The 26,998-nt window shown below is 50.4% G+C and carries 27 protein-coding genes and 1 tRNA gene; 15 read left to right on the top strand and 13 right to left on the bottom strand.

Annotated elements, in window-relative coordinates; translation table 11 throughout:
* Positions 1-3: 3 nt before the first annotated feature.
* Positions 4-1,134, top strand: a complete 1,131-nt coding sequence (locus tag ACUVQO_RS08205) for a tetratricopeptide repeat protein (RefSeq protein WP_445925399.1) — start codon at positions 4-6, stop codon at positions 1,132-1,134.
* Here ACUVQO_RS08205 and ACUVQO_RS08200 read toward each other — a convergent pair.
* From ACUVQO_RS08200 to ACUVQO_RS08190, 3 genes are read right to left on the bottom strand one after another with little or no spacing between them, the layout of a single operon-like run.
* A complete protein-coding gene (locus tag ACUVQO_RS08200; protein WP_445925398.1) occupies positions 1,131-1,835 on the bottom strand; it encodes a lysostaphin resistance A-like protein in 705 nt (234 codons plus the stop codon). The genes ACUVQO_RS08205 and ACUVQO_RS08200 overlap by 4 nt on opposite strands.
* A 19-nt stretch (positions 1,836-1,854) precedes the next feature.
* Positions 1,855-2,670, bottom strand: a complete 816-nt coding sequence (locus tag ACUVQO_RS08195; RefSeq protein WP_445925397.1) for a CHAT domain-containing protein — start codon at positions 2,668-2,670, stop codon at positions 1,855-1,857.
* The gene (locus ACUVQO_RS08190) at positions 2,606-3,127 is read right to left on the bottom strand and encodes a hypothetical protein (RefSeq protein ID WP_445925396.1); all 522 of its coding nucleotides are present in this window, start codon (positions 3,125-3,127) and stop codon (positions 2,606-2,608) included. Before ACUVQO_RS08190 ends, ACUVQO_RS08195 begins: the two co-directional genes overlap by 65 nt.
* 59 nt (positions 3,128-3,186) lie before the next feature.
* On the opposite strand from ACUVQO_RS08190, the gene ACUVQO_RS08185 reads away from it, so the two are divergent.
* From ACUVQO_RS08185 to ACUVQO_RS08160, 6 genes are all read left to right on the top strand, one after another.
* Complete coding sequence (locus ACUVQO_RS08185; protein ID WP_445925395.1) at positions 3,187-4,707, top strand: beta strand repeat-containing protein; 1,521 nt, start codon at positions 3,187-3,189, stop codon at positions 4,705-4,707.
* Positions 4,691-5,734: a hypothetical protein gene (locus ACUVQO_RS08180; RefSeq protein ID WP_445925394.1), complete on the top strand. Its 1,044-nt coding sequence runs from the start codon at positions 4,691-4,693 to the stop codon at positions 5,732-5,734. Before ACUVQO_RS08185 ends, ACUVQO_RS08180 begins: the two co-directional genes overlap by 17 nt.
* A 118-nt stretch (positions 5,735-5,852) precedes the next feature.
* The gene (locus ACUVQO_RS08175) at positions 5,853-6,401 is read left to right on the top strand and encodes an SAM-dependent methyltransferase (RefSeq protein ID WP_445925393.1); all 549 of its coding nucleotides are present in this window, start codon (positions 5,853-5,855) and stop codon (positions 6,399-6,401) included.
* Between the two features lie 27 nt (positions 6,402-6,428).
* Positions 6,429-6,719 carry a YkvA family protein gene (locus tag ACUVQO_RS08170; RefSeq protein ID WP_445925392.1) on the top strand — a complete coding sequence of 97 codons (291 nt, stop codon included), beginning with the start codon at positions 6,429-6,431 and terminating at the stop codon, positions 6,717-6,719.
* A gap of 81 nt (positions 6,720-6,800) precedes the next feature.
* Positions 6,801-7,451: a 2OG-Fe(II) oxygenase gene (locus ACUVQO_RS08165; RefSeq protein WP_445925391.1), complete on the top strand. Its 651-nt coding sequence runs from the start codon at positions 6,801-6,803 to the stop codon at positions 7,449-7,451.
* Between the two features lie 40 nt (positions 7,452-7,491).
* Positions 7,492-8,340, top strand: coding sequence for a lysophospholipid acyltransferase family protein (locus ACUVQO_RS08160; RefSeq protein WP_445925390.1), 849 nt, complete (start codon positions 7,492-7,494; stop codon positions 8,338-8,340).
* Here the strand turns inward: ACUVQO_RS08160 and ACUVQO_RS08155 are convergent.
* The 4 genes from ACUVQO_RS08155 to ACUVQO_RS08140 all read right to left on the bottom strand — a co-directional run bounded on the left by ACUVQO_RS08155 (position 8,337) and on the right by ACUVQO_RS08140 (position 13,312).
* Positions 8,337-9,593, bottom strand: a complete 1,257-nt coding sequence (locus tag ACUVQO_RS08155) for a metallophosphoesterase family protein (protein WP_445925389.1) — start codon at positions 9,591-9,593, stop codon at positions 8,337-8,339. The two genes, ACUVQO_RS08160 and ACUVQO_RS08155, sit on opposite strands and share 4 nt — an antisense overlap.
* 59 nt (positions 9,594-9,652) lie before the next feature.
* Positions 9,653-11,203 carry an ABC transporter ATP-binding protein gene (locus ACUVQO_RS08150; protein ID WP_445925388.1) on the bottom strand — a complete coding sequence of 517 codons (1,551 nt, stop codon included), beginning with the start codon at positions 11,201-11,203 and terminating at the stop codon, positions 9,653-9,655.
* A 52-nt stretch (positions 11,204-11,255) separates the two neighbouring features.
* Positions 11,256-12,452, bottom strand: coding sequence for a GNAT family N-acetyltransferase (locus ACUVQO_RS08145; RefSeq protein WP_445925387.1), 1,197 nt, complete (start codon positions 12,450-12,452; stop codon positions 11,256-11,258).
* Between the two features lie 167 nt (positions 12,453-12,619).
* Positions 12,620-13,312 (bottom strand): RibD family protein, encoded by a 693-nt coding sequence (locus tag ACUVQO_RS08140; protein ID WP_445925386.1) that lies wholly within the window; start codon positions 13,310-13,312, stop codon positions 12,620-12,622.
* Between the two features lie 208 nt (positions 13,313-13,520).
* Between ACUVQO_RS08140 and ACUVQO_RS08135 the strand changes: the two genes are divergently transcribed.
* Positions 13,521-15,452: an ATP-binding protein gene (locus ACUVQO_RS08135; protein WP_445925385.1), complete on the top strand. Its 1,932-nt coding sequence runs from the start codon at positions 13,521-13,523 to the stop codon at positions 15,450-15,452.
* Here the strand turns inward: ACUVQO_RS08135 and ACUVQO_RS08130 are convergent.
* On the bottom strand, positions 15,433-16,392 hold the full coding sequence (locus ACUVQO_RS08130) for a LysR substrate-binding domain-containing protein (RefSeq protein WP_445925384.1): 960 nt from the start codon (positions 16,390-16,392) through the stop codon (positions 15,433-15,435). The two genes, ACUVQO_RS08135 and ACUVQO_RS08130, sit on opposite strands and share 20 nt — an antisense overlap.
* A gap of 1,317 nt (positions 16,393-17,709) precedes the next feature.
* Here ACUVQO_RS08130 and ACUVQO_RS08125 point away from each other — a divergent pair.
* A tRNA-Arg gene (locus ACUVQO_RS08125) sits at positions 17,710-17,783 on the top strand.
* 59 nt (positions 17,784-17,842) lie between these two features.
* A complete protein-coding gene (locus ACUVQO_RS08120) occupies positions 17,843-18,412 on the top strand; it encodes a methylmalonic aciduria and homocystinuria type D protein (protein WP_445925383.1) in 570 nt (189 codons plus the stop codon).
* Between the two features lie 295 nt (positions 18,413-18,707).
* Here the strand turns inward: ACUVQO_RS08120 and ACUVQO_RS08115 are convergent, their stop codons facing one another.
* Both ACUVQO_RS08115 and ACUVQO_RS08110 read right to left on the bottom strand, forming a co-directional pair.
* The gene (locus ACUVQO_RS08115; RefSeq protein ID WP_445925382.1) at positions 18,708-20,447 is read right to left on the bottom strand and encodes a peptidoglycan D,D-transpeptidase FtsI family protein; all 1,740 of its coding nucleotides are present in this window, start codon (positions 20,445-20,447) and stop codon (positions 18,708-18,710) included.
* Between the two features lie 84 nt (positions 20,448-20,531).
* Positions 20,532-21,095, bottom strand: coding sequence for a hypothetical protein (locus tag ACUVQO_RS08110; RefSeq protein ID WP_445925381.1), 564 nt, complete (start codon positions 21,093-21,095; stop codon positions 20,532-20,534).
* 296 nt (positions 21,096-21,391) lie between these two features.
* Here ACUVQO_RS08110 and ACUVQO_RS08105 point away from each other — a divergent pair, with 296 nt between their 5' ends.
* The 3 genes from ACUVQO_RS08105 to ACUVQO_RS08095 all read left to right on the top strand — a co-directional run bounded on the left by ACUVQO_RS08105 (position 21,392) and on the right by ACUVQO_RS08095 (position 22,749).
* A complete protein-coding gene (locus tag ACUVQO_RS08105; RefSeq protein ID WP_445925380.1) occupies positions 21,392-21,685 on the top strand; it encodes a DUF3288 family protein in 294 nt (97 codons plus the stop codon).
* Positions 21,686-21,909: 224 nt separating this feature from the next.
* The gene (locus ACUVQO_RS08100) at positions 21,910-22,302 is read left to right on the top strand and encodes a hypothetical protein (RefSeq protein WP_445925379.1); all 393 of its coding nucleotides are present in this window, start codon (positions 21,910-21,912) and stop codon (positions 22,300-22,302) included.
* 60 nt (positions 22,303-22,362) lie between these two features.
* Positions 22,363-22,749, top strand: coding sequence for a hypothetical protein (locus tag ACUVQO_RS08095; protein WP_445925378.1), 387 nt, complete (start codon positions 22,363-22,365; stop codon positions 22,747-22,749).
* Here ACUVQO_RS08095 and ACUVQO_RS08090 read toward each other — a convergent pair.
* The 3 genes from ACUVQO_RS08090 to ACUVQO_RS08080 all read right to left on the bottom strand — a co-directional run bounded on the left by ACUVQO_RS08090 (position 22,716) and on the right by ACUVQO_RS08080 (position 25,907).
* Entirely contained in the window at positions 22,716-22,952 is a 237-nt protein-coding gene (locus ACUVQO_RS08090; protein WP_445925419.1) for a GTP-binding protein, read from the bottom strand. The genes ACUVQO_RS08095 and ACUVQO_RS08090 overlap by 34 nt on opposite strands.
* A gap of 9 nt (positions 22,953-22,961) precedes the next feature.
* The gene (cobW, locus tag ACUVQO_RS08085) at positions 22,962-23,792 is read right to left on the bottom strand and encodes a cobalamin biosynthesis protein CobW (RefSeq protein ID WP_445925418.1); all 831 of its coding nucleotides are present in this window, start codon (positions 23,790-23,792) and stop codon (positions 22,962-22,964) included.
* A gap of 336 nt (positions 23,793-24,128) precedes the next feature.
* Positions 24,129-25,907: an Rqc2 family fibronectin-binding protein gene (locus ACUVQO_RS08080; RefSeq protein WP_445925377.1), complete on the bottom strand. Its 1,779-nt coding sequence runs from the start codon at positions 25,905-25,907 to the stop codon at positions 24,129-24,131.
* Between the two features lie 241 nt (positions 25,908-26,148).
* Between ACUVQO_RS08080 and remA the strand changes: the two genes are divergently transcribed.
* The gene (gene remA / locus ACUVQO_RS08075) at positions 26,149-26,412 is read left to right on the top strand and encodes an extracellular matrix/biofilm regulator RemA (protein ID WP_445925376.1); all 264 of its coding nucleotides are present in this window, start codon (positions 26,149-26,151) and stop codon (positions 26,410-26,412) included.
* Between the two features lie 87 nt (positions 26,413-26,499).
* On the top strand, positions 26,500-26,998 hold a 499-nt coding region (gene gmk / locus ACUVQO_RS08070; protein WP_445925375.1), incomplete at its 3' end, for a guanylate kinase.

The raw sequence follows: 26,998 nt of genomic DNA, 5'->3' as shown, positions 1-26,998 counted from the left end.
ACGATGAATAGCGGTTTTCGCTTCCTAAACCAGGACAATCACCGAGTACAGGATAGTCTTCCTGCTAGTCTAGACCTTCCTGCTCTTTCCCGGGAGACGATTGTTCCCGGTTCTGGTAGCCCCCTTGTAGATCAGTTCGGTGAAGATTTAGAACCTTCTTTCAACCAGAGTGGAGCCTTTTCCCCTGAGCTTGCCGAACAGTTGATTGGTCTGGGATGTGATCACTATCAGTCTGGTCAATATGAAACAGCCCTGAACTTCTTTAAGCAGGCGTATGCAGGCTATCAGGCGTTGAACAATGAAGCAGGTCAAGTAAAGTGTTTGACGAGTATCGGCCTTGCTTTCTACAACTTGAAGCATTACAGTAAGGCCCTGGAGTATTCGCAAATCGCTCTGGTGCTGGCTCACCAAATTCAAGATCAGCGCAATGCCGTTAAGATTTTAAGCACAATGGGCAATGCTTATCGGCACTTGAAAGAACCTGATAAAGCGATCGAATATCAGCTTCAAAGTTTGGCGCTGGCTCAGCAAATTCAAGATCACACCGGAGAAATGGCCGCCCTGAATAACCTGGGACTGGCTTATAAGATGATTGGCAATTACGAGCAATCGATCGCTTATGAGGAGCAGAGTCTTGCGATCGCCCGCGAACTCAAGGATCAACAGGTTGAGGAGCAAATCCTGAAAAATCTGGGTAATGCTTGTTATGCGTTGGGAGCTTATACCAAAGCCATTGACTACTACCGTCAGCGCTTGGAAATTGCTCGTTCCCTGAAAGCGCCCCGTATGGAAGCTCAAATTCTCCGCAATCTAGGAAATGCTTACTATGCAGCCGGAGATTATCAGCACTCGATCGAGTGTGGTCAGCGGCGCTTAGAAGTCTCACGAGAACTCAACGATCGCCGGGGAGAGGAACAAGCGTTAGGCAGCGTGGGGGTATCCTATGATGCGTTAGGTGAGTACGCCAAAGCCATTGATTATTACGAACAACGACTGGCGATCGCTCGCATGATTCAGGATAGCCGGGTAGAAGATCAGGTATTGGGTAGCCTAAAAGTGGCCTACTTTGCAATCGGAGATTACATCAAAGCGGCAGAATATGCCGCCGAGCGACAAAATTTGTCAAGAAATTAGCCCTGCTCCTGGCGTAACTCCCTCCATTTCCACAGTGCGCTTGAAACCAGATTCGTAATCACATGAGCTACCATCGGAACCAATAAATTGTTCGTCATCAGGGCACTGCTACCTAAGACGACCCCAACGATGGTAGCCCATACCATATAGGGCCATTGTTTCAGGCTGCTCAGATGCAAGACACCAAAACACAAACTGGACAGTAAAACCCCCAGCGTATCGAAGCCAAAGCTGGGAAGCATAATCCCCCTAAACAGCAATTCTTCACTCAGACCGGGAAGTAAGCCTAACCAGATTAAATCTGGCCATACGAGAGGTTTCAGGACTAGCTCCAGATAGTAGTCAGCACTGCGGCGATAGGCGGGCCAGAGTGCATAGACGACAGAACTGGCTAGTGTAATTCCCAACCCCAGGGCCACTCCCAGTCCTGTGGTGGCAATTGACCAGCGCATTGATAGGGCAATTCCTGAAGCAAACTGCACCCAAAGTTTGCTCACAAGCAGTAAAACAACCGCTGTAACCCCCATAGCAATTAAAACTTGCGTGCGGGTGAGGGGAGTGAATTCGGGATCTTCTGAAAATGAATCGGGCACAGGACAACCAGTAGCAAACAGTTTCATCCTACCCGATGCAGAGCCAATCCTAACTCCAGTTCTGGCTTTTGCGACGATCGCTGTGGTTATCTCATCATGTTGACTCATCGCAATCGCCATTCAAATATCACAGCCAGTTACCGGCTGAGATTAAGGCCGCCCAGTAACCAGGGTGGCTGTTAGGAAAGGCCTTTAACCAGGATTGTTGGGCTGATTGTAAGGCTTTGGCACGGCTCATGCCCTGATGGAGATTTTGGTAAAACTGGGTAATGAGTTGTGCAGTGGATTGATCATCCACCTGCCAGAGAGATGCTACGGCACTTTTGGCACCTGCCTGGAGCGAAAGTCCGGCAATTCCCAGAGCATCTCGATCGCTGCCAACCGCGGTTTCGCAAGCCGTTAGGGTCGGTAGCTCCAGCGTGTTGCCCCGCTTCAGATGGCGCAGGGTTTGATAAAACTGATTAAGCGTCAATTTCTCGTTGTACACTGGGGGGCGCTTGTCTTCGGCTGGGTGCGATCGCTGCCCTTCCTGCCACCCAGTGACCAGAAAGGTATCGCGGGCATCAATGCCAAACTTTCCGTGCGTGGATAGATGCACAATCGGAAAATTGTTTTGAGCCAGTTCTTGCTGCAGGCGATCGCGGGTAAATTCCTGGTCCAAAATTCCTTCGCTGCCAGGAAACAGCCGTTGAATGGCGGCAATTTCAGATTGCACATAATTCAACGGCTCAAAATAAATTGGGCCTTCCACCACGGCGGGTTCCGTGAGGCCAAAGGCCAGCACTCGTAAAGCTGCTGGGTTCAGTTTGACTGGATCGACTAAGGTGAGACTTAAGGTACTGGCAATCGCGTACCGTTCCACCAAAAACTGCTGACCATCATGCAACGCCGCCATCGGCAGACTGCGTAAGATGCCGTCCTGAATAGAAAACCAGTGTTTCAATGGAGGACTGTTGCAATCTGCTCTGAAACGGACGAATCAGCCAGTTGTAGAGAGTTTGAGCTTCTGTCAGGTAGCGATTGGTCAAATCAGACCGTTTTTCGAGTTGCCGTCGCAGGGTATTAACGGTTTGAACCACAGTTTCTCGGTTGGCCGGAATCCAGTACAGATCCGATTGCAGCCCCTTGCTGGGTTGAGGCCGCGATAAAATGACGGCTACGCGATCGCACAACATCATGGTGCTGAGTATGGCAGTTTTCGCATCAATTAACGTCACAGGTTTTGACACAACTGGCAAAGAACAGCTATCACCCAGGTAGTTCTGCACTTCAGCGAGACGTAAGCTGTCGATGGTTTGGAGAGCAGCCGTGATGGGTGAGGGAGTCGGGAGTGGGGAGTGGGATCTGGGGCGGGCCTGTTCTAAATACAATTCCGTTAACTCGCGATCAACAGGTTCCACGGTGTCACGGAAGTTGAATTGGAATCCTCGGTTCGCGATCGCCAGATCAGCACGGAGAGATGGGATATTTTCTCCGCCTAGGCGGCTCCTTTGTAGCTACTACTGCTGTAGGGCTGCAATTTGGCAATCAGGGGAACTTTACCGCCACTGATCCAAATCCCCCCGGTTTGCTGACCGTGAATCCCTCTGCACTGCTGTTCAACCAGCTTGGGGGAGCGATTCGGAGTCAGGCAAATCTGGCAGTTACTGCCGGTCAAAGTTTAATTCTGGCGGGTCAGCCGATCGCCCTCACGGGCGGTTCTCTACGGGCACCGGGAGGCCGGGTGGAATTAGCGGGCATTGGGGGAGCTGGTGCAGTCGATGTTCAAGCCACTAATGGGCTGAGCCTGACGGTTCCTGAGACGCTACCCCTGGCCGATATATCCCTCAGTAATAACACTGAAGTCAACGTGCAAGCTGGCGACGGCGGCAGTATCTCCGTGAATGCTGAAAATCTTAGCCTGGCCAATGGCAGCATTCTGAGGGCGGGCATTGCAGATCAACAGGGAAGTGTGGGAAGTCAGGCTGGGGATGTCACCATTCGGGCAGCCGGAGCGATTCGCTTGAGTGATACCAGCTTCATTGCCAACTCTGTCTTAGGAACTGGCAATAGTGGCAATGTTACGCTGATGGCAGACTCGGTCTTTCTGCTAAATGGCTCCCAGGTGAATGCCAGTACCTTTGGCAATGGAGATGGTGGAACTGTCTCTATTCTGGCTAGGGGAGCCGTGAATTTTGATGGGGAAGATCTGCAACAAAAGGCCAGTGGTACTTTCAGCCGAGTGAATCCGGGAGCCGTAGGCAACAGTGGCGGAATTGTCATTCAGGCAAAAAATCTTTCTGTTACGAATGGTGCCTTGTTGACGGCCAGCACTCTGGGTCAGGGCAATGCTGGCAGTGTGACGATCGTCACTCAGGAAGCGGTACGTTTTACTGGAGTGGGAGCCAGTTCTGGAATTCCCAGTGGTGCCTATAGCGGGGTGGAAGAGGGGGCGATCGGCAATAGTGGCGGGATCAATATCACAGCCGCTTCATTAACTGCCGAGCAGGGTGCCCAACTGGATGCCAGCACGAATGGAATTGGCAACTCTGGCAAGATTACAATTCAAACATTAGGAGCCATCAAACTAGGGGGTGGAGTACCGGCGGGAATCCCAGATTCGGGGGGAATCTATAGTTTTGTGGGCAAACGGGGGCTTGGGAACAGTGGGGGGATTTCGTTGCAGGCTGGCTCTCTCTCCCTGATCGAAGGGGCGGCGGCGGTTGCCACTACTTTTGGGCGGGGCAATGCGGGCAATGTGCAAATTCAGGTCGCTGGCCCGATCGCTTTAGACGGTCAATATGGCAGATTTTCAACAGGGATTTTTAGTAGCGTTAGCCCGATCGCCGTTGGCAATGGGGGAGATATCGCGCTAACCACTAATTCTCTGACAGTGACGAGAGGGGCTGCGATCGCCGCCAGTACATTAGGCCGAGGAAATGCCGCCAACATCACCGTCGCGGTAGCTGGTACCGTCTTATTCGATGGTAAGTCAGGATAGTAATCCTACTGGCAGCGCCATCTTCAGCCGAGTGGGACCAGAAGCCCTGGGAAACAGCGGCAATATTAGCCTCACGGCGCAATCCCTGGTCCTCACGAATGGCGGTCAGTTACAGGCCAGTACACGTGGCCAAGGCAATGGGGGAGATATTCAAGTCCAGGCCGATCGCATTACGATTGCCGGCATTGAACCAAACACCCAGATTGCCAGTGGCATCTTCAGCACAACAACTACCAATTCCACTGGGGTGGGCGGCGATATTAACGTGCGATCGCACAACCTGATGCTCAACGATGGAGGTGAAATTTCAGCCCAGAGTTTGGGAACCGGACGATCGGGCAGCATTTCCCTGGCCTTAAGAGATCGACTAGAGGGGCGTAACGGTCAAATTTCTACGGCATCTGCCCAGGTTTCCGGTGGCGCGATCGCGATCCAGGCCGGTCAAACTCGCTTATCAGGTAGCAGCCGTATTACCACCAGTGTCTTTAGCGGCGAGGGCGGCGGGGGCGACATTCGCTTGGCGGCAGATGCTATTCTTTTACTGGGTGATACCGATATTCTGGCCTTCTCCAGGGATGGTAGAGGTGGCAACATTACCCTGAAAACCCCTGTTCTCTATGGCTTTCAGTACAAGCCTGCCCCTCCCAGCATCGACCCCACTACTTTACGCAGCAACGGCAAAGTAGATATTAATGCCAGTGGTCGCTTGAGTGCTGGCATCATTGCCTTACCCGATATCAGTAAGCTGCAAAATACAGTCGTGCAGTTACCTGCTGCACCGGTAGACACCGATTCCCTGATCGCCAATAGTTGCATTGTCCAGCGATCGCATCAGGGCAGTTTGGTCACTACCGGAGCAGGCGGCATCCCCACCCAACCGGATGATCTTGCCAGCGTACCCTTCTCAACCTATGAACTGGCCCCCCTTCCTGTCGATCGCTCCTCCACGGTACCCGCGATTGGTGAAGTTGATGGCATTTACCGCTTGAGTACTGGAGAAATCTTTCTGGGACATCGTTGCAATTGATGAGGGCTTACGACCTAATCTGACAACAGAACCAAATAGGGGCTGGCAAACATGGCGGCTGCGTGCGATCGCGCAAACTTAGCTACAATTTCCTTACAGGACTTTGTTTTGATCACCGTTGGGTCAAGTTCCTGATCGTTTGATGCCCGATCGCAAACCAAATCATCCCAGACCGGATATTGGTTACATTCCTACACCACCCCATGTGGTGGATGCCTTGCTGACCCTGGCCCAGATTACTGCCAACGATGTGCTGTATGATCTGGGCTGCGGCGATGGACGGATTTTGGTTACTGCCGCACAACGGTTTGGGGCCAGAGGGGTAGGCATCGATATCGATATCGATCGCGTTCAAGAAAGTATCCACAATGCTGAGGTGGCGAAAGTTTCGCATCTAGTGCAATTTTATTGCCAGGATCTCTACTCTAGTAATTTCCAAAATGCTACCGTGGTGATTCTGTACCTGTTGCCTCACCTGAACTTAAAATTACGCCCCCAACTCTTTGCTCAACTGTGGCCGGGAACCCGAATCATTTCCCACGATTTTGATATGGGTGATTGGCTCCCCGAGAAAATTCTTCAGATTCCTATTGAAGCCGATGAAGTTACCACGCTCTACACCTGGACAGTTCCTAACCACAACGATCGCTCACCCACGCTAAAGTAAGGAAAAAATTCCAAGAGGGAGGGGCAGATGCAAGACTTTTTGAAGATAGCGAAACAATTCGCACGTTGGCTACCGTTTGTGAGAGATGCCGTTGCGATGTATTTCTGTATGTTGGATGAGCAAACCCCAGCCTGGGCCAAAGCCGCGATCGCCGCTGCCCTCGGCTATTTCCTGATGCCTACCGATGCCATCCCGGATTTCGTTGCTGGTCTTGGCTTTACCGATGATGCCGGAGTGATTGCTACCACCCTTTCCATGGTGCTGTCTGTATTGACCGATCGTCACCGCAAACAAGCCGACGAATTCTTAAACTCCTAAGCTAAAGACAGGACAAAATTTGAACACCGTGCTGGCTAGCAGCTACTCTGGGAGATAGTTGAACCATCGCGATCGCCTCTTTTGCCTTACTATCACGACTATCCCGAAGCGTTTTCTCCCCGTTACTTAAGCAAGTTGCAACGGAAGATTCTAGACTGTCCCTATTTTACGGTCAACAATCTCAACCGGGATTTTGTGGGTACGAAGGGGTTTTCGATCGTCTTCCGGCGCTCGCACCAGTCCGTTGTAGAGCGGCAGTTTCCTTACTTCAAGCCTTATCTCGATCGAGCCTTGCAAGCAGGCTGTAATGCCTTTTATTTGAATCCGTTATTGCTGAAAACGGGTTCGCGGATGGATCCGCATATCGATCGCTCCCTGCGCTCCTATTGCAAGACGATCGCGCCGCCTGCGGTGGTAAGTGTGTTGTATATCGAAGTGCCGCCCGATTTAGAAGGGGGTGAACTGATTCTGAACCGATCGGCACCGGGACATAAAGTGGCTCATAAGGGACAGGTGGGAAAACTTCGGCCTCAAACCAATACCCTGCTAATTTTTCAGGGGGATTTAACCCATTCCATTAATCCAATACCTGGAACCGGACACCGCTTGAGTCTGGTGTGTGAGCAATACAGTCTGGAGGAGCGGGAACTGGAGGAGATCCCGGAGTTTGTGGTAGAGTCACGGGCGAACATCACTGGAAAAGCTCAGAAGCTACGATCGGGCGGCGGGTAGAAAATTGCCCTGCGATCGGCAATCTTGGTAATATGCGGCGATGAGCAAAAAAAGTAACATCTGGCAGAATTCAGGCTGGTCATTGCATCACCGCAATCCTCATGTCATCCGTCTTCTAATGCCAATCTGGAGATGGCAGTATCACCATTATTTTCGAGTGCAAAGTAGTGGTTGGCATCACATTGACCCTCAAAAGCAGGTGTTATTTGTGGGTTCCCATAATGGGGGATTGGCCGCTCCTGATATGTTCATGATGATGTATGAGTGGTTTCATCGCTTTGGCGATCAGCATTCCGTTTATGGCCTGATGCATCCCGCTGTGTGGAAGGTATCCCCTCTGCTAGCTTACATTGCGGCCCAGGTGGGAGCCATTCAGGCCCATCCGAAAATGGCGATCGCGGCCCTGCGGCAGGGAGCCAGTGTGCTGGTATATCCCGGTGGAGCCAAAGATGTCTTTCGGCCCCATGCGTTGCGGCACAAAATTTGCTTAGAAGGCAATCGCGCCTTTATCAAACTGGCGTTGCAGGAAAATGTGCCGATCGTGCCCGTAATTTCCTACGGTGCCCACGATACCTTTATTGTGCTGGCCGATCTGTATGAGCCGGTGCGGCAACTCCATCAGTGGGGGATGCCCTGGCTGTTTGATGCCGATCCAGAAACGTTTCCCATCTATCTGGGATTGCCCTGGGGAATTGGCATTGGTCCCTTGCCCCACATTCCCTTGCCAGTACAGGTGCATACCCACATCTGTGAACCGATCGTGTTTAAGCGCTACGGACGGGACGCGGCTCGCGATCGAGATTATGTGAACGCTTGCTATAACCATGTCTATATCCAGATGCAGCAAGCTATGAATGATTTAGTCCACTCCATTGAACGTGCTGGTTAAGCGCCACAGCGGGAAGCTCCCAAGCGGCTTTCACAGCGTGATCGCTCCTCTGCAGTCAACTCATTCCAGTTCACATCTCGGCGCAGTAACAAACCATTAACTCCAGTTAACAGACGGGGCAATTCCTGGTTTTTAATCACCTGCAGGGTTTGCATATCGTAGGTGGTGTAGGTTGTCAGTTCTGGCGCATCAAATTTGACATCAATGACAGTAAGAGTTTTGCGAGGAGGGAGTCCGGTATCGAGTAGCGATCGTGGCCCAGATCCCAAAATTCCTGAGTGCAACATCTGCAAATTGCCCCGATGGGCAGGGTAGTAGGCATGGTGATGACCACTGATGTAAGTATGCACCTGGTACTTCTCCAACATCGCCCGCAATTGATCTGCATCCCGCATCACATCCCCCAGGGTATTGCGTCCTGCAGCCACGGAATACAGCGGTAAGTGACCAAGGAGAATTCGCATTTTGGCGGATTGGGCTGGTTCACTGGCCAGTGCAGTTTCTACCCATTTCAACTTATCTGCAGGAATGGTATTGGAAGACCCATCCCATACCAGAAAGAAGATATCCTGGAACTTAAAGGTGTAATAAAAAGGAAACTCATATTTATCAACAAATTGCACCCCTGGATCATGGTTGGGAGTATTCCAGTAGGCCATAGCCGCCGCACGATCGCGCTGGAACAAAAACTGATTACTTGCTCCCAACGCACTCGATCCATCATGATTACCAATCGTAAAGCCAAAGGGAACATTCATAGTGCGGAGGGGGGCACCAATGTGGCGATCGAACCCATCCCACATCGCCTTAATCTGACCATCGGAGAGTGTATCATCCTGCCCAGCCACCATATCTCCACCACACAGCACCAGATCGGGACTCCAGAAAGGAATTAGCTGGATGCCCAGCTTTACTTCCGGGTCGTAGGTGGTGGAACCATAGGAACTGTTCAAATCACTGATAACGACCATCCGTATATCGCCACGCGGCGGATTGAATAGTCCCCTGGCACCCGCACGAGCCACGATCGCTTTCGTTTCCGGCGGTACGGGCATAGGAGATGGTTTAGTCACTGACTGAGCCACGGAACTGGCTGTCACTTGAGACGATGCAGGTGCTTGGGCAACCTGACCCACTTGACAGCCGTGCAAAGTTAGCGTGAGGTACAACCCAAGCAGGGTAGCCAGCAGGATTTGAGGAAGCGATCGCCAAACGTGCATGGGTGGAACCGGGTAAGAATTTTCACGATTCACAATAGCGCATTCAGAAAGACAGAGGGTAGCAGGGGGAGGCGATGCGGGAGGATAGAAAGTTAAAGTGTTCCCCCAGCCATTAGCAAGCCGATCTGCTCAACGGTAGTAGCTTTAGCATCCAGGATGGCGACAAAATGGCCTGCATACATGACAGCGATGCGATCGCTCATTCTCATTACTTCTTCCAGTTCGGTGGAAATGTAAAGAATGGCGGCTCCCCGTTCGCGTTCAGCCAGTAAAGCTGTTTGCACATATTCCGTTGCGCCCACATCCAAGCCGCGTGTCGGTTGCATGGCGATGATCAAATCTGGTTGGCCAGATAACTCCCGCGCCAGCACCACTTTTTGTTGGTTGCCGCCGGACAGTTGGCCCACTTTCAATAAACCACTGGTAGCCCGGATGTCAAATTGCTGGATGGCATGGTCAGCGTGGGAAATAATGGCTTCCGGTTGCAGAAACCAGCCGCGGCAGAAGGGAAGCCGCCGAAACACCTTCAAGATCAGATTACGGGCGATCGTGAAGGACATGACTAACCCCATTTTTTGGCGGTCTTCGGGGATATAGCCAATTTTCAGATCTTTCACCCGTTGTTGTGGAGTCCACTGGGTAATGTCCTGGTTGTTCAAGGTGAGTGTGCCTTGAGTCGCAGGTCGCAGTCCTGCGATTGCGTCGGCCAATTCCCGCTGACCATTGCCATCCACTCCCGCAACTCCCAGAATTTCTCCCGATCGCAGTTGAAAGGAAACATCTTGAACAGCAGGCAAACCGCGATCGTCATTGACCTGCAATCCTGATACCTCTAACACCACAGCTTCTGGATGGGCGGCGGGTTTATTGACCTGAAACACTACTTCTCGACCCACCATGAGTTGCGCCAGTTCCTGGGCCGATGTGTCCCCAATGGCTTTCGTTGCCACTACCTTTCCCCGTCGTAAAACGGTGACGCGATCGCACAGGCCCATCACCTCTTCAAGTTTGTGGCTGATGAAGATAATTGTGTGCCCTGTAGCCGCCAGGTTGCGTAACACCTGAAAGAACCGTTCAATTTCCGGAGGGGTCAGCACGGCAGTCGGTTCATCTAAAATCAGCAGTTGGGCACGCCGATACAGCGCCTTCAAAATCTCAACTCGTTGTTGGGTGCCCACTGGAAGATCGCCTACTTTCGCCAGGGGATCGACACGCAGGCCATAGGTTTCCGCCATCGTCGCGATCGTCCGTGCAGTTTCTGCCAGATTTAAACGCAGGGAACATTCCGCACCCAGAATGATATTTTCCACTACGGATAACTGGGGTACCAGCATGAAGTGTTGATGGATCATGCCAATCCCATGCTGCAAGGCCACACTTGGGGACGTAATCTGTACCGGCTGCTCGTTGAGATAAATCTGGCCGGCAGTCGGTTGATATAGCCCGCAGAGGATATTCATCAACGTGGTCTTTCCCGCCCCGTTTTCCCCCAGCAGGGCTTGAATTGAGCCTGCCTGCACCGCCATCGAAATGCGATCGTTAGCAACAAAAGAGCCAAACCGTTTGGTAATGTTATCCAGTCGGAGATAGGGAGATCGGGAATCAGGGATCGGAGATCGGAGATCAGGAATAGAGGATTTCACTTTTGTTTGAAGGGCAACTCCGTAAGGGGATTAGGGATTGGGGATTTCACGTTTACTTTTGTTTGAAGGGTAACTCCTGATTAATGGCATCAATCTCGTGCTGCTCCATCTCGTTGACTTCATGAATATAGGAGCGCAGAATTTGCGCTAGTCGGGGATGATAAAAGCGGTGCAGGCTGTGGTTAGGAGTGGCCGGAAAGCCGCGCCGTTTTTTGTGACGACCTCCCGCACCCGGATCAAAGACTTGAATGCCTTGAGAAATGGCCCATTCGATCGGCGTGTAGTAGCAGGCATCAAAGTGAAGACAATCAATTTCCTGGGAAGACCCCCAATAGCGCCCGTATAGGTTCTCCCCTTTAGTCAGACAAAAAGACATCCCCACTGGATGATGTGGTTTGTGTTCTTCATAGGCTGCGACAAATACCACCCGATGAGTGTAGTTGGGAAACAGTTGCTCAAAGAATCGCCGGGTCAAATATTTGCTACCCCACCAGCCAAACTTATCGCAGGTATCGCTGTAGTAGGTATACATCAAAGAAAATAGAGATTTTGGAATATCCTCCCCGGTCAATGTTTTGAGGGATAAACCAGCCTGGGTGACGGCCTTACGTTCCCGCTTAATATTGCGTCGCTGGTTGGCATTAAATTCTGCCAGATAATCGTCAAAGGTCTGATAACCCCGATTCTGCCAGATAAAACTGTGGTGTAACCAGGCACTGAAACCATGTCGCTCCATCACGGCTTTCCACGCTGGATCCACATACAGAAAGTGACAGCCGGAAATCTTATGGCGATCGCAGAAATGGTCGATCTCACTCACCATCATCTCCGTCAATTCATCCTCATCTTCTCCGGGGGCAATCAGAAACCGATATCCCTCAGCCGGAGTGACAGGAGACATCCCCAATAGTTTGGGATAGTACTCAATGCCTAAGCGAGCCGCTAAATCCGCCCATTGATGGTCAAACACAAATTCCCCATAGCTGTGGCCTTTGATATACAGGGGAGCAGCGGCAATCAAACTGCGATCGCGCCATACCGTCAGGTGATTGGGCAACCAGCCGGACTTTGCCGTAGCACTGCCGGAATCCTCCATATTGTGCAGCCACTCCCACTCAAAGAACGGCGTTTTCAGGGGGATTGCCAGGGCATCCCATTCGCTCTGTGGGATTTCAGCAATGCGATTAATCCAGGCAAGGGAATAACGGGGCCGAAGTTGTTCCACCATATCCAGCATCGAAAACTTCATACAGCGTAATACAGAGATTCAGTTTTTGGGGTGGGATATACGACAAACCGGGGTATTGGTCATCGGTCAAGCAAATTAGAAAAACCGTAGGATGGACAAAGGGATCACCGTGCCCATCCTGTTATTCTGGCTGATCCGAATGGGCAGGTGCTGCTTTGCCCATCCTACTAACGAAGAAGTCGATAGTGCAGAAACACCTCCTGGCCGATCGCTTGCGCGGTTAGCAGTTCCAACCGTGGAGCGATCGCTTCGGGAAAGCCCCGTCCTTCGACCGGAGTGGGAGCTTCCCGGCCTCCCAGGATCAGAGGACAGACCGTGATCCACAGATCATCAACTAGTCCCGCAGCAATGAGGGAAGCGACTAACTCGCCCCCCCCTAATACCGCAATGCGCTGAATTTGAGCAGATGCCAATTGCTGGAAAGCGGCTTCCCAATCCAAATCACCAGTCCCCGTTTCGGCAACCAGAATGCGATCGAAACCAGGTTCTGGCTGCCAGCGTTCGGCTCCAACCTGAGTGGTGAGCAACCAGCGGGGCACCGGTTGGTTAAAGAATCGGATCTGGGTGGGAATGTCAGCCGATCGGGAACAGACAACCTGTGCGGGCTGCGGAGGTTTACCCTGCTGCTCTCGTTGCGCTAACAACTCCGGATTGGCCACTCGTAAAGTCGTACCGTAAGCTCTCAACGTTCCTGCGCCAAAGAGGACAGCATCAGCGGCTGCAATCTGGGTTTCCAGATGCTGGCGATCGATTGAGGAGCCAAAGCGGGCAGCACCGCGGTTAACATCAGCAATTTTGCCATCCAGACTCATCGCCAGCACCACGGTCACTGCAGGAGCACTTTTGTTTAAAGAATTCATTCTTTTAAGATAAAATAATTTATTACCCAGACCTGATGGTTTTGAGCATCAATCAGACAGCCTACAGATCTATAAAGCTATGGAGAATGCTCCCTCTTCTCAGAAATTCATTGTCATAATTGGTTTAAACATTAAGTTCAAGGGTGAAAGGTCAATGACTGATGCCCAGTGTATCAACCGTTCCCTTCCCTTCTTTTAAGTTCTGCTCATGGGCAAGCCCGCTCAATCGTCCTTTCGTCGCACCCTGTTTACCAGAATTCTGCTGCTTACCATTCCTGTGCTGCTGGCAGGGGAGTATTTTGTTTATCAGAAAGCCCGCTCTGGTTTTTTGCAGACTGCAAGACAAAGTCTCACTGAGAGCGCCGTTTTAAAAGGGGAAGACATCCAGGCTCTGACAGAAATGTTGCAATCCAATTTGGTGCTTGCAAGTCAGGTTGTGACTCAACGGCTGGGTCAACCGGGATCTCTGCAATCCTCGCTGCGGGAAATTGCTGCTGGATTGCCCGAACGAGTGGAATGCTTGCAGATCACAAGTGTACAGACTGGCAGCATCGAGGGAAGTACTTGTGGTCAACTAGTGTTGCGGCCTTTGGCGCAACCCTCCTGGGAGCAGGTACGGACTCGTGAACTCAAACCTGCTGATGTGTTCGTTTCCCCAGCTCAATTAGTTAGTTCACCAGCGGTGGCAGCGGATCCTCAACAACAACTGCTTCTGGTGTTTCAGGCTCCAGTTTACGACCCACAGGGAGGGTTACAGTATGTTCTCCATGCTCGGGTAAAGCTGCATCGCCGACAACCCGAAATACGGGGTTCGCTCACAGGATACACTGTTGTAATTACTCAGGACGGGCAGATCCTGACTCATCCTCTGGCCGATCACGTGGGTCACAATATTGCTCAGGAACCGAATGCGCCCGTGCTAAAAGCCGTTGTAGAAAGTGCGCTGGCAGGCAAGCAGCAATCTCTTCACTTGTTTGAAGATGCTCAGGGTGAGTGGCTGGCAAGTTACACTGCTGTCAAGATTCCCATGCATGGGAAGACTCAGACTTGGGTGGTGATGGCGATCACGCCGATCGCTAACGCCCTGTATGACTTGCAGGACATTAAAAATGTGCTGGTGTTTTTAACGCTGGGATTAATGGCAGCCAGCCTGCTTGCAACCATTTATATGACCCGTGACTTGGCTGCTCCTCTGGAACAATTGGGACGTTATGCTTTGCAAATTGGCGATCGCGCCTCTACAGATCAGGTACCCAAGAACTTCAAAATTAAGGAGTTAAATCAGTTAGCCGAAGTACTCAATCGCATGGTATATCGCCTGGAAGAACGGGCCGAAGAACTGAAAACAGCTTGGCAGGAAGCCCAGGTAGCCAATCAACTGAAAAGTGAATTTCTAGCCACGACCTCCCATGAATTCAGAACGCCATTAAATGCCATCATTGGCTCCGTGCGGCTGGTGATTGACGGCTGTTGTGACGATCGAGAGGAAGAATTAGAGTTTCTGCAACAAGCGGATGATGCCGCCATCTATCTGCTGAAGATTATTAATGATTTATTAGACATTTCCAAAATTGAGGCCGGGAAAGTAGAGCTTCATCTGCAACCCGTTTCCATTCCCGATCTTTGCCAGCAGTGTTTGCGAATGATTCAACCAGCCGCCGATAGAAAACAGATTGGTTTATCCTTGACTGTTGAATCGAAGCTGGAAAAGGTATCCCTGGATGAACGGCGAGTCCGGCAGATGGTGATTAACTTGCTTTCCAATGCCGTGAAGTTCACTCCTGAGGAGGGTCAGGTCAAACTCAGTGCTTGGCAGGGATATGGTTATCAACTGGAGCAGGAAAATCGTCCTGACCACAGCCCCATCAACTCCGATACTTCCTACCTATGCATTGAAGTGGCAGATTCAGGGATTGGGATTCCCAGGGAACGATGGCATTTGCTGTTTCGCCCTTTCCAACAAATTGATTCCTCCTACACCCACAAGCACGAAGGTACTGGCCTAGGCTTAGCTCTCACCAAACGGTTGGTTGAGCTGCATGGTGGCTCCATATCTTTCACCTCTGTCGTCAATCAAGGCAGCATTTTCCGGCTCTGGTTACCAACTCGTGTCCCAGAGGCTACTCGCTGTCATCTGTAGATTTTCTAGCCTGACTGAAAATCCCTTGCAAGGCGGTTTCTTCAGCCACGGTTTTACCTTCATTTAAAAGATAGTCAAAGAAGGTTTGCGAGATGATCGACAGTTGCTTCCCTGAAGGATAGATGACGTACCACGATCGCTGAATGGGAAACCCTTCTACATCCAGAATCGTCAGAGAGCTATTCACGCCTTCTAAGGCCAACGTATGCACGGACAGAACTGAAATCCCCAATCCGCCTGCGATCGCCTGCTTAATCGCCTCATTGCTGCCCAGGTCGAGCTTCACTTTCAGGGAGATGTCATTCTCATCAAACAACTTCTGCACCGCTTTGCGAGTTCCCGAACCGGGTTCCCGCATGATAAACGGTTCCTCCGCCAGCCGCTTCAGGGGAATGTTCTTTTCATGGGCCAGAGGATGATCTCGCCACGCAATCACGACTAAAGGATTCTCCAGGAAAGGATGGATGCTGACATCTGAATCTTCTGGTGGCTGACTCAGGATGTAGAGGTCGTGCCGATTATTCACCAGACTCTCGATCACATACTCATGGTTCGTCACCATTAAGGAGACATCAATGCCAGGGTAGCGCTGGCAAAAGGGGCCTAACAAACGGGGAATGACGTACTTGGCTGTCGTCACTACCGCCAGCCGTAAAGAGCCTTGTTTCAGACCCTTCATATCGGCGATCGTAATCTCAAACTGGGCGAGGCGATCAAAAATTTCCCGGCAGGTGGTGTAAAGTTCCTTGCCCGCATCGGTCAGATACAGTCGCTTGCCAACCTGCTCGAATAACGGCAGACCAACAGCTTTAGACAACTGCTTAACCTGCATTGAAACCGTGGGTTGAGTCAAAAACAGTTCTTCGGCAGCCCGTGTAAAACTATTGTGGCGAGCGACTGCCTCGAAAACTTTAAGTTGATGGAGCGTTGCTTGCCTCAAGAGTCGATCTCCCAAACGCGAGGATCATAGATGAAGTCCTATTATTTTAATCGGAAACAACGATTTTTATTTATAATTTACAGCGCTATTATCAAAGCTAAGAGTCTATGCTCCCTTCCAGGTGGCGTTGCACAGGTAAGTTTCAATGGCACCTAGCACAAGTTCCCAAGGCAGTAATGCTTTGAACCGGTGATAGGCCATTTCTCTACAATGTGCAACGCCTTTCTCATAAGCTAAATACCCAACTTTAAAGAGGAAAAAACTAAAAGCTAGATTCTACTAAAAGCTGCGAGGATGTTTTAAAGGTCTCTTTATCACCCTGGCGACTGAAGTTGTGGCTATACTGAGGAAATCTGCTAATGCAGGTTACTGAAGACCTTGACTGTATTGAGTCTGCGTCGGCAGACTTGGTGAGCTTAGTCACGGCTTTAACCGCCGGATACTTTTCAAACTCTCTAAGCCCAGCCCAGCGAGACAACGATCTCTTTTCAGAGAAACTATGGTTCTCAACTTGGATAAAGTTTAAATTCATAAAACTAAACTTATCAGGAGATATTCTTTAGTTCCTCTGTGTGTAGATCTTAACCTGTTCTTTCCACTTTAGAACAATTTTTTTAAATAAAAACTCTACCTCATTCTCTTAGTCTCCAGACTCTTTCACCAGATCGGAATATTTAAAATCAATATTTCACAAGGCTCTATATTAAAGCTCAGCATTAAACTGGTGATCTACATCTTTGATGTAGTCGATTAGCGATAGCGGTTCTTAACTGGATAGGGTGTGATAAACTCACTATTGGCAAGGGTTTCAGGGCTAAAAGCGTACTCCACTCAACCGAAAACCACGATAGTTTAAGGATCAGATTATTTGTCTACTAATTCAAATTTGAGAAGCTGGAGAGGTTCATCAACTACCTACAACTTCATTGCCTAGGAGCTTGCTATGTCCAAACACTATATTATCCAGTTGAGCGACGAAGAACGATAGGAACTCCAAGACTTACTATCCTTACTATCTTAGTTGCCATTGCCATCTGCTGGTGAACCTGCGGCAGCAACTGGTTGAGTAGGGTTGAGAGTCTGCCGTGGCATGCAAGCCTAGCAAGACTGCACCCTGGCAATGGGTTCTGTGAATCTGTGATGGGGAGTCAGAGGCAAAACTGATTCTTGCGTTGTAGGGCGCCGCCTGTCGGTCAGGCTCGTTGGATGTTGCGAGTGCTAGCCGCCACAACCGTCTGGTAATACAGGGTAGCCAAGTTCAATAAAAACACGATGTAGACACATAGCTAGTATAGTGTTAGGATTAAAGACTATTGAGGGCGTGTAGCTCAGTGGACTAGAGCACGTGGCTACGGACCACGGTGTCGGGGGTTCGAATCCCTCCTCGCCCGTTTTTGGTGATAGGCTAGTAGAGCTTGTTGGCGAGCAACCTCTACTCTGGTTACCCCTGATGCAGTGTTCGGTTCATCATCCCAGCCCTTTTATTCAAAACCATAGCACTAGATTACTGCCAACCTGGGATAAACCTGTAGCTTCGGTGATGGTGGTATTGCAACCAACAGCATGCAACCTGGCCGATCGCACTCCTGCTACTGAAGCTCGGAAGCAGCAGTTACGACAACAGTTTTTACAGGTGGGACGAGCGATCGTCCGGCATCTTCACGAACAGGGCCATCTGGCCGATCTCTTTGATCCAAAAACTGGGTATCCCGTGTTATCTCAGGCTGGTTCCTTGACGCTGGATGATGTAGCGGTGGTAAAAGCATGTTTGGGCTATCCCAGCAGCACTCTCAAAGAATGTTGTTTGGTGCTCCATCCTCATTGGGGCAGTGCGGTCTATCCCTCGGTCTTAATGTCTTCAGCGGCTCCAGAGTGGATCGAACGGGTGATTAGAGAATGGGATTGGTGGGGAGGATGGATCGACAGCCAGCGATCGGATTTGAGCCGATCAGAGTACCACCATTCCTTCATCGGCTGCGGCAAATTTACCCAATACAGAGTGAGTAGCATCGGCTCCTGATTCATGGCTGAATCAACTGCACGAGCTTGCTCCAGGAATTCCACACTGTAAGTTGGATGTCCGCGAGTGGCCAAATCAACTACAAACCGACGGCCAATACGCCGCCAACTGGGTTCTTTGCCGCGCCACTGCAAGCGACAACAGGGCCAGGGGAGTTGTTCGCGATCGAATAAGCGGCAACAGGGGCCAATCACCCGGTAACCAAAATGACAACCGGGGCTAAAGAAAATCTGTCCGTGCTCTAAAGGGTGCAACATGGCAATGATTCTGCCATAAGTTGGGGATCGAAACCTGGTTATGGTTCCTCATCCTTAGGCTCTGCTTCTGCCGGTTCTACTTTAGAACTAGGTGGAATGTTTTCCAGGTTAACCAGAGTTTTAATCACCTTCTGCGCCACAGGAGCAGCCACTGTTCCACCGTATCCACCTCCGGCGGGTTCATCAATGACGACTAAAACCACATAGCGCGGCTGCTCAGCAGGCACAATGGCGACAAAGCTCGTTACATATAGACCTTTAGCATATCCACCCGTGCTGGCGGCCTTCTCGGAGGTGCCAGTTTTACCCGCGACACGATAACCGGGAACTTGAGCCGCCTTCCCTGTACCCTGCTGAACGACTCCTTCCATCATGGGGATAATGGCCTTTGTAGTGTCTGGCGAAAAGATTTGCCGGGGAGGGCGTAAATTGGGTTGCCAGAAAAGCTGGCCTTTACTGTTGTAAAGCCCCTGAATAATATGGGGAGTGACTAATTTACCCCCATTGGCGATCGCACCATGCAGTTGTACTAATTGAATAGGCGTAAGAGAAAATCCCTGACCAAATGCCGTGACGGCACGTTCAATTCGGGATTCCAGAAAGGTTTTGCGGGCTTTGAATTGGCCTGGTTCTTCGGATGGTAGATCGATCCCAGAAGTTCCTCCCAGCCCCAACCGCTTCAACCAGGCATAGAACATTTCTGGATCCATCTTGTCCATGATATGCACCATACCAACATTGTAGGAGTTAATCACGATGTCAGTTACCGTATCACTGCCTCCACTGCCGCCCTGAATGGGCCAATCATCCACGACAATGGAAGAAGGGTTATCAATCTGGGTTTGGGGCGTTATAGTTTTGGTTTCCAGGGCGATCGCCACGTTGATGGGTTTAAATGTTGAACCTGGCTCATATAAATCGGAAATCGCCCAGGTTTTGAACCGTTCTTGCTGATATTTGTAGTATTCGTTCGGGTCGTAAGTGGGATCGGACACCAAGGCCAGCAGTTCTCCACTGTGAGCATCCATCACAATCACCGCGCCTCGTTTGGCTCCTACCTTCCTGACCTGCCGTTGCAACACGGGTTGTATAGCATGTTGCAGGCGAGCATCGATCGTTAATTTAAGCTGTAGATCATCCTGATTCAAAAATCCAGCAGGGATACCATCTGGCATCAGGGAACCATCTCCCATCCGCTTCAGTTCGATCGGCTGAGCCGTTCGCTCCAGCAGATTTTCCTGGCTTAATTCCAGCCCAGCCTGACCTTTGTGCTCGGCATTCACAAACCCCACAATATCCGCCGCCATCTCTTTGTAGGGGTAGAGCCGCTGCTGGTGCTGAATCAACTCCAGGCCATCCAGGCCCATTCCCATAATGCGGTTGGCGCTATCTTCCACGACCGAGTATTCTACCCGAATCCCTGTTTCCTGCTGATCAAATTGCTTCAGCAGATCTGCCACAGGCCGATTCAGAATGGGAGACAACTTTTCAGCCATCTCTGGTTTAGAGATCTTAAAGAGTTTGGGGTGAGCATAGAGGGTGTAAACAGGCCGATCAAGAGCCAGCACACTTCCATTACGGTCTACGATATCGCGACGCGGAATAAAGGGCCGCAGATTAGTCATCTGGTGACTTTTAGCAATCCCCTTTAAGACCGACCCCTGAACAATCTGGACATAAAACAGATTAATCGCTAACAACCCGGTTGAAGTCACTAAAACGCCCCACACCACAATTGCTCTAAATTTAGGGGAATTGATCCAGTTAGGCCGTTGCACGATTTGGGACAGGGACAATCGCCGGGGCCGAGAGCGAAACGGATAGGGGGGATTCCTCACAACCAAGCCTCCTTACCTGATTCCCTAATAGGCCGTTGGATCTTCATCGGAGACAGAACCAGATTGCACGACAGGATTGGCAGGCAGAGTTACTGGAGGACGATCTGCAGACGGCTCCAGATAGATCGTGTGCTCTGAGCTTTTAGGAACTAGCCCCGCTCCTGGTTGTTTGGCTTGTTGAATAATCTGATTCTTCAAAAACTCACCCGCTGCGATCATCTGCCGTTCACTGCGTTGCATCGTTTTTAGCTTCTGATAGTCCTTAATCCACTGCTGCTGCATAAAAATGGCACTGCTGTAAATAATTAAAGTGGCTACACCCAGGATCAAAACGACAATGGTTGATCCACGCTGGGCTTGAATCAGCAAGCGTAACCATAGGGGTAGAGGAGGCTGGGCAGGAAGGTGTCTGACTGAGGACGATGCGGAGGGAACAACAGACCGCAGAGCAACATTGGAATGACGAGGAACCGAAGCCGATCTGGAAGGGTCAGATAGCGGAACAGGCTGCGTGTGAGAACGGCGACGCGCCGTTCCTCGGCGATCGCGCGTGGGTTTGGGGTTTAAAGATCTCAATGCCGTAGCCATTCGCTCCTCATCATCACTATTACTGCGAGTCTACCTAGCAGTCTACTGCAACAATTCAATTTGGCAATAAAAATACAGCCTTACTCCTGTCTGGGTCGCATGAAGTAAAACTACTTGGTTTGACCATTGCGATGTGGACTGTTCGTAACCGATGGAACTCAGTAAACTGGTTGAACCGAAGTCGGTTGAGTTTAACTCAGCCAACTGGCTCCACTCAGTAAACTGGTCGAACAATATACTCCATCCATCTCTGATCCCCACACAAGTGGACGAATTCACAACAAAACTTTACGCTTATGGCTGATTCATCCAACTTAAAAGACCAGCAACATCCCCAGGCGAAGACCGATCGCCAGATCGTGGATATGCTATTGAATGCTGAACCGAATGACTATAATCTGGCAGAATTGGCTCGCCTGCGCATCCGCTACCATGGCTTTCCCGGTGCGCGTGACATTCAAGCTGATTTGGACAAGGTACTCAAGCAGTGGGGATTAACGGAAGCTGCTTTGTTTGAGGAAACTCGGAAAATTCATGCGATCGGCAAGGTCTATAAAGGCCAGGGCAGCCAGCGTGATGATTGGAGTTAAAACGCCAGGATCATTTTTGTGCCTCTGATTTTCGTGTTTCTGTTTGATTCCTTTTCCGCATTTACATGGAGCGCATCGCTGAAGCAAACGAGTAATTTGACAAAATCAGGTTAAGAATATAAATGATCCAACCGAACTGTCTTCTATCCTTGGGTAGACTAGGGCAGAATATTGAAGACCTACTAAAACAGTAGAAACCATCTAGCTGCCACGATAGAACGCTGATGAACGCTCCCTCGTTTAACACTCACTCCTCTAGCTGTCCGATTTGCCATCGTCCTGGGATTACCCCTCCCCACCAAGTTTTAACCGGATTATTAACCTGCCATCATTGTCGAGCCAGACTGGTTGTGTCCTGGAGTGGTCACTATGTCCGTGATCCGTTTACGCTGAAGCATTTGACAGCCGAACGCACACTCCGGCGGAGTAGCCATCCTTTGTCCCGAATATTACGAGATATTCGGTTTACACGCCTCTCCCTGGTGCTGACTTTGTTTGCAGGCACACTGCTCATGGGGATGTCTGGTCTTTTCTCCAACAAACTCACAAGCCTACCCAATTCTCGGTCTCACCTTTCCCCGTCCCAAAGCAAACCATTTCCCTGGTCTTCTCCTTAACGATCGCAAAGCGTCCCATTCGCCGCATACTGGTTCTATTGAACGAGCAGTATTTGGTTTATGGATTTCAGGTTTGTTCCCGTTGAGGAGTTTTATTTTGCACTGACCCTGGCCGTCAAAACCTTGGAAGAATTTAGTGAACCCGGATTAGCAGAGCGGATTGGTGCCCGGTTGGAACAGGAACTGGGACAACCTTCAACTGTGGCCGCCGCGACTCAAAATACTTACAACTATGTGTTTCAGGTGAAAGATGTGGATAATAGTCCTAATCCCGGCCTGATTGTTTCCTTGTCAGACTGGCAAGGAAAGTTTCGCATTAGCAGTGATTATGGTTGGACGTTGGATGAGGAGCGGAAACCCATGCGTACCGAAAAATTCAGCCAACGGGGTGAGTTTACCGATCAGGTAAGAGCTTACTTGTGGGACTGGTTGAAGATTAAGGTGTAAGGAATGAGGGATCTCCATGCTTCGATCGTGGCTCTAATCTTCTCGGCTTCCAGTGCCCGTCCGATCAACACAAGGCAAGTTTGTCGGAATTCATTCAACTGCCAGGGGCGATCGTAGAAGGAATCAAAGCGGTCTCCCACACCCTGGAGAACCAGCCGCATAGCTTTATTTGGAACATTCACAAAGCCCTTGATGCGGTAAATTTCCTGGCTTTACACCAGGATTTTTAGTTGCTCAATCAAAGTGGTGGGATTAAAGGCGCGATCGAGAACGAGATGCACGGAGTTAATCTCATCGTCATGATCGTGATCTTCCTCGGTATCGTGGTGACTGGGACGATCCTGCAAATTGTCCTCAACGGCAGCATTAAAGCCCAGCAGGATATCCGGATTGATTTCCCCCTGGTGGCAGGGAACCACTTTGACCCCAGGTCGCAATTCTTGTTGGAGCCATTGCTGCACTTTTAGTTGGCTATCTGAATCGGTGCGATCGACTTTAGTAAGCAGCACCAGATCAGCGCAGGCCAGTTGATCTTCAAACAATTCTTCGATCGGCGTTTCATGCTCCAGGCTCTCATCTGCCTGACGCTGAGATTCCAGAGCCTCCAGATCGCCTACCAGTTTCCCGGACGCGAGGGCTTCACAGTCTACTACTGTAATCACCCCATCTACGGTGGCTCCAGTTCGAATTTCCGGCCAGCGAAAGGCTTGCACCAGGGGTTTAGGCAGGGCCAGACCAGAGGTTTCGATCAACATACAGTCAATTTTGTTGAGGCGTTGCAGCAAAACCTGCATGGTCGGCAAGAACTCTTCCTGAACCGTGCAACAGAGACAGCCGTTGGTTAGCTCAACGATGTTGGTAGTCGGTTGCGTTGCCTCCTCTGCCTCACAGACTTGGCACGATCGCAGCAAATCTCCATCAATCCCCATTTCTCCAAATTCATTCACCAGCACGGCAATACGGCGACCTTGGTTATTTTTTAGGAGATGGCGAATGAGGGCAGACTCAATACGGTCAAGGTTTTTAGTAACCTGCGTCGGCAGGTTTTCTCTGGATAGCCGCGACTTCAGTCGCCAGGGTGATTTTAAAACATCCTCTAAAGCGCTATCTGGAAAATTTTGCTAAACTGAACAGTAATTCGATGGTAATCCTCCGTCATGTCAGCTGCAGGATTAAGGGGAAAGTCTGCACAAGCAAAGTCAGAAATAAAAGGTCAGGAATAAAGAAAAAAAGACCAGCAATAAGCTGGTCAAAGGAATATTTGCGTTGTTCTCTCAAACGGAGGAACCCAGACTGCGCGTTCCTAAACTTGCAGCGGGCTTCTATTAGGGTTATTAATCCCCTTTCATATACCATTGTAACAAGATACACAAATTTTTTTATAATTCTTCATCACTCCCTGACATTTTTCTTCCCTGGGTCAGAGGCAAGCTTTGCATAATTCGTTGAGGTTGGCCCCAAATCACCCGCTCATGCTTGTAAACCGTCATTCCGGGCTTGGCTCCTTTCGGTTTGTAAACATTTTTGGGTTCGGTGTAGATGACAGGTACCTGCTCACTCTGTCTGGCGCGGCTGTGAAAAGCGGCCAGATCCGCTGCAAAAGATAAATCAGCCGCTTCTGGGTCAACTCCTGGCTTTAACCGTAACAGCACATGACTGCCAGGAATTTCTTGCGTATGGAACCAGAGGTCATAATCACCTGCCGTGCGGAAGGTGAGTTGATCATTTTGTCGATTATTCCGCCCCACCAGGACATCTAAACCACTGGGGGAGGTGTAATGATAGGGTTGGCTGGCCACATCCCCTTGAGGATTGGCGGCGGATTGATAGTCGGGGCTGGCTAAATAACCTTGTTGAATCAGTTCATCGCGAATTTCTTTCAGGGTATTTAAATCTTCAGCCGTTTGATAGGCCGTGAGTTCCGCGATCGCCGCCTCTACCTGCTCCAGATAGTGAATCTCATCATTGACCTCCGTCAGTAAGGGGACTACGGCACTCTGTGCCCGTTTCAGCTTTTGATGTTGTTTATAAAGAGTCTGAGCATTTTGAACAGCATTTTTTTCTGGGTTCAGGGCGATCGTCACCAATTCGCCGGTATGGAAATCGGGCAAGGCGATCGTGGTCATGCCCGGTTGCCACTGGTGCAAATGCGCCATTAATAGATCTGCCTGCTCCCGATATAGATCGGCTCGCTCGGATTGCTCCATCCGCGTCTGAAAAGTCTGAGCTTTGAGCCGCAATTTTTCCAGGAGGGTTTTCAGTTTCTGGCTGAGTTGGCGATGTAGTTGCCCAAACTCTAACTGGTCTAGCTGAACGCCGTAATACTGGTGAATTAGTTCTTGAACGGTGGTGGCCTGGGCCGTTGCTCCCCATCCCAGAACCGTGTAGCCCTGCTCCGTCCAGGCCGGTTGAAACCTTTCTTGATCTAAAGCCTGGAGCCATTCCTGCCAGCATTGAAAGAGCCGTTGCCAGTCTGCTGCTGCTAACTGGTCGGTGGTCTGATTGGGATGGAGATCGGCCCGCTGCAGCATTGATTGCACCAGGGCAGAACTGAGGCCCCGATAGTTTTTCAACAAATTGCGCTTCAGGGAACCCGGAACCAGGCTAATACGCTCCTGCCAGCGATCGCGGTTCTCTCCCAAAGTAGGAATCGCTTCTGTCAGTACAGGTGGAATTTCGTAGGGTTGTCCCGTTTGAATGGGGCGCACGCTGGACTGCTGACTACTCACCTGATGCGCCGCCGTGACAATGTGATCGTCCTGATTGGTGAGAATCACATTACTGTATTTGCCCATCACTTCGATATACAGATGCCAGAGGGCAGGTTCTCCGAGGCGGCGACCAAACTGCAGGTCAATTACCCGCTCCCAGGGGGCGATCGCGGCGATTTTAATTAACGCCAGGTTGCCAATCTGATGCCGCAGTTGCTGACTGAAGGTGAAGGTATCGGGGATTCGGGGTGGAGGTGTGCTAATGCACAGATGAGCGGCTTGAGGATACCAGGAAATGCGTAGCCAGCCCCAGCTATCCAAAGTGCGGAGGCCCAGGAAGAGGGTATGGCGATCGCGTTGATAAATTTGCTCCAACCGGGCAGGTACCCAGGAAGTTCGCAGTTCAGAGCAAATAGCCGTCAGGGTGGTAAAGTCAACGGGTTGCACAACAATTAGGAGTTATAGGAGTTAGCAGTTAACAGTTAAGAGTGGAGAATTAAGAATTAGGGGTAGTCAGGGAACGGGGAGATTACAGAAAGTTAGTTTGTTAGCCTGTTTATTTCTGGCTACGATTGAATTTAAACCCTGTCCAGGTTCAGACCTGTCCTTCTCTGATCGAGAAACTTCACTGTTCAGCTTGACCTGGTTGAAAGCCCCCAGCCTTCTGTACTTCTCATCTGTTCCTGGTATGGACATTCGGTTAATCAACATTGGCTTTGGTAACATCGTGTCTGCAAACCGGGTGATCGCCATTGTTAGCCCAGAATCTGCCCCCATCAAACGAATTATTACCGATGCCAGGGACAGTAAACAGTTGATTGATGCTACTTATGGCCGTCGGACGCGGGCGGTGATCATTACCGATTCTGGTCATGTTATCCTATCTGCCATTCAACCTGAAACAGTGGCTCACCGTTTCATGACCAGTAAAGATGCCCATTCGGAAGATTAGGCACCTGAATTCTAAAAAGATGGCGGCTGCTGCCGCCTAGTTTAAGAGATTATTAATAGATTAACCCTGAGAGTTGGAAGTGCGTGTATGGGATTGGGCAGATTAATTGTTTTAACAGGCCCCAGTGGAGTGGGCAAGGGAACGTTACTGCGATCGCTGCTAAGACGTCACCCCGATCTATACCTTTCTGTGTCTGCTACAACCCGTGCTCCTCGGCCCGGAGAAGTGGATGGCAAGGATTACTATTTCTTGAGCCGTCCGGAGTTTGAGCGCATGATTGCGAATGGAGAGTTTTTGGAGTGGGCCGAATTCGCGGGTAACTTGTATGGCACTCCCAAGGCCTCGGTAGACAATCAAATTCAACAGGGACACCGGGTGATTTTAGAAATTGAGCTGGAAGGGGCACGGCAAGTCCGCCAATACTTCCCGGACGCACTGAGAATTTTTATCCTGCCTCCTTCGCTGCCAGAATTGGAATCGCGGATTCGCACCCGTGGCAAAGATACGGAAGATGCGATCGTCCGTCGTCTGCAACGGGCTAAGGAAGAAATTAATGCGGCGGATGAGTTTGATATTCAAATCGTAA

Source organism: Leptodesmis sp. (assembly GCF_052746595.1).
The sequence above is the reverse complement of the archived record's forward strand: the minus strand, read 5'-3'. Positions and strand labels throughout refer to the sequence as shown.

Excerpts from the sequence above, each read along its gene's own strand:
- ACUVQO_RS08205 (WP_445925399.1), top strand. The coding sequence starts at position 4 with ATGAATAGCGGTTTTCGCTTCCTAAACCAGGACAATCACCGAGTACAG.
- ACUVQO_RS08135 (WP_445925385.1), top strand. The coding sequence starts at position 13,521 with ATGGGCAAGCCCGCTCAATCGTCCTTTCGTCGCACCCTGTTTACCAGA.
- ACUVQO_RS08120 (WP_445925383.1), top strand. The coding sequence starts at position 17,843 with ATGCAGTGTTCGGTTCATCATCCCAGCCCTTTTATTCAAAACCATAGC.
- ACUVQO_RS08110 (WP_445925381.1), bottom strand. The coding sequence starts at position 21,095 with ATGGCTACGGCATTGAGATCTTTAAACCCCAAACCCACGCGCGATCGC.
- ACUVQO_RS08095 (WP_445925378.1), top strand. The coding sequence starts at position 22,363 with ATGGATTTCAGGTTTGTTCCCGTTGAGGAGTTTTATTTTGCACTGACC.
- ACUVQO_RS08180 (WP_445925394.1), top strand. The coding sequence starts at position 4,691 with ATGGTAAGTCAGGATAGTAATCCTACTGGCAGCGCCATCTTCAGCCGA.
- ACUVQO_RS08185 (WP_445925395.1), top strand. The coding sequence starts at position 3,187 with ATGGGATATTTTCTCCGCCTAGGCGGCTCCTTTGTAGCTACTACTGCT.
- ACUVQO_RS08160 (WP_445925390.1), top strand. The coding sequence starts at position 7,492 with ATGAGCAAAAAAAGTAACATCTGGCAGAATTCAGGCTGGTCATTGCAT.
- ACUVQO_RS08100 (WP_445925379.1), top strand. The coding sequence starts at position 21,910 with ATGAACGCTCCCTCGTTTAACACTCACTCCTCTAGCTGTCCGATTTGC.
- ACUVQO_RS08145 (WP_445925387.1), bottom strand. The coding sequence starts at position 12,452 with ATGAAGTTTTCGATGCTGGATATGGTGGAACAACTTCGGCCCCGTTAT.
- ACUVQO_RS08170 (WP_445925392.1), top strand. The coding sequence starts at position 6,429 with ATGCAAGACTTTTTGAAGATAGCGAAACAATTCGCACGTTGGCTACCG.
- remA (WP_445925376.1), top strand. The coding sequence starts at position 26,149 with ATGGACATTCGGTTAATCAACATTGGCTTTGGTAACATCGTGTCTGCA.
- ACUVQO_RS08105 (WP_445925380.1), top strand. The coding sequence starts at position 21,392 with ATGGCTGATTCATCCAACTTAAAAGACCAGCAACATCCCCAGGCGAAG.
- ACUVQO_RS08140 (WP_445925386.1), bottom strand. The coding sequence starts at position 13,312 with ATGAATTCTTTAAACAAAAGTGCTCCTGCAGTGACCGTGGTGCTGGCG.
- ACUVQO_RS08200 (WP_445925398.1), bottom strand. The coding sequence starts at position 1,835 with ATGAGTCAACATGATGAGATAACCACAGCGATCGTCGCAAAAGCCAGA.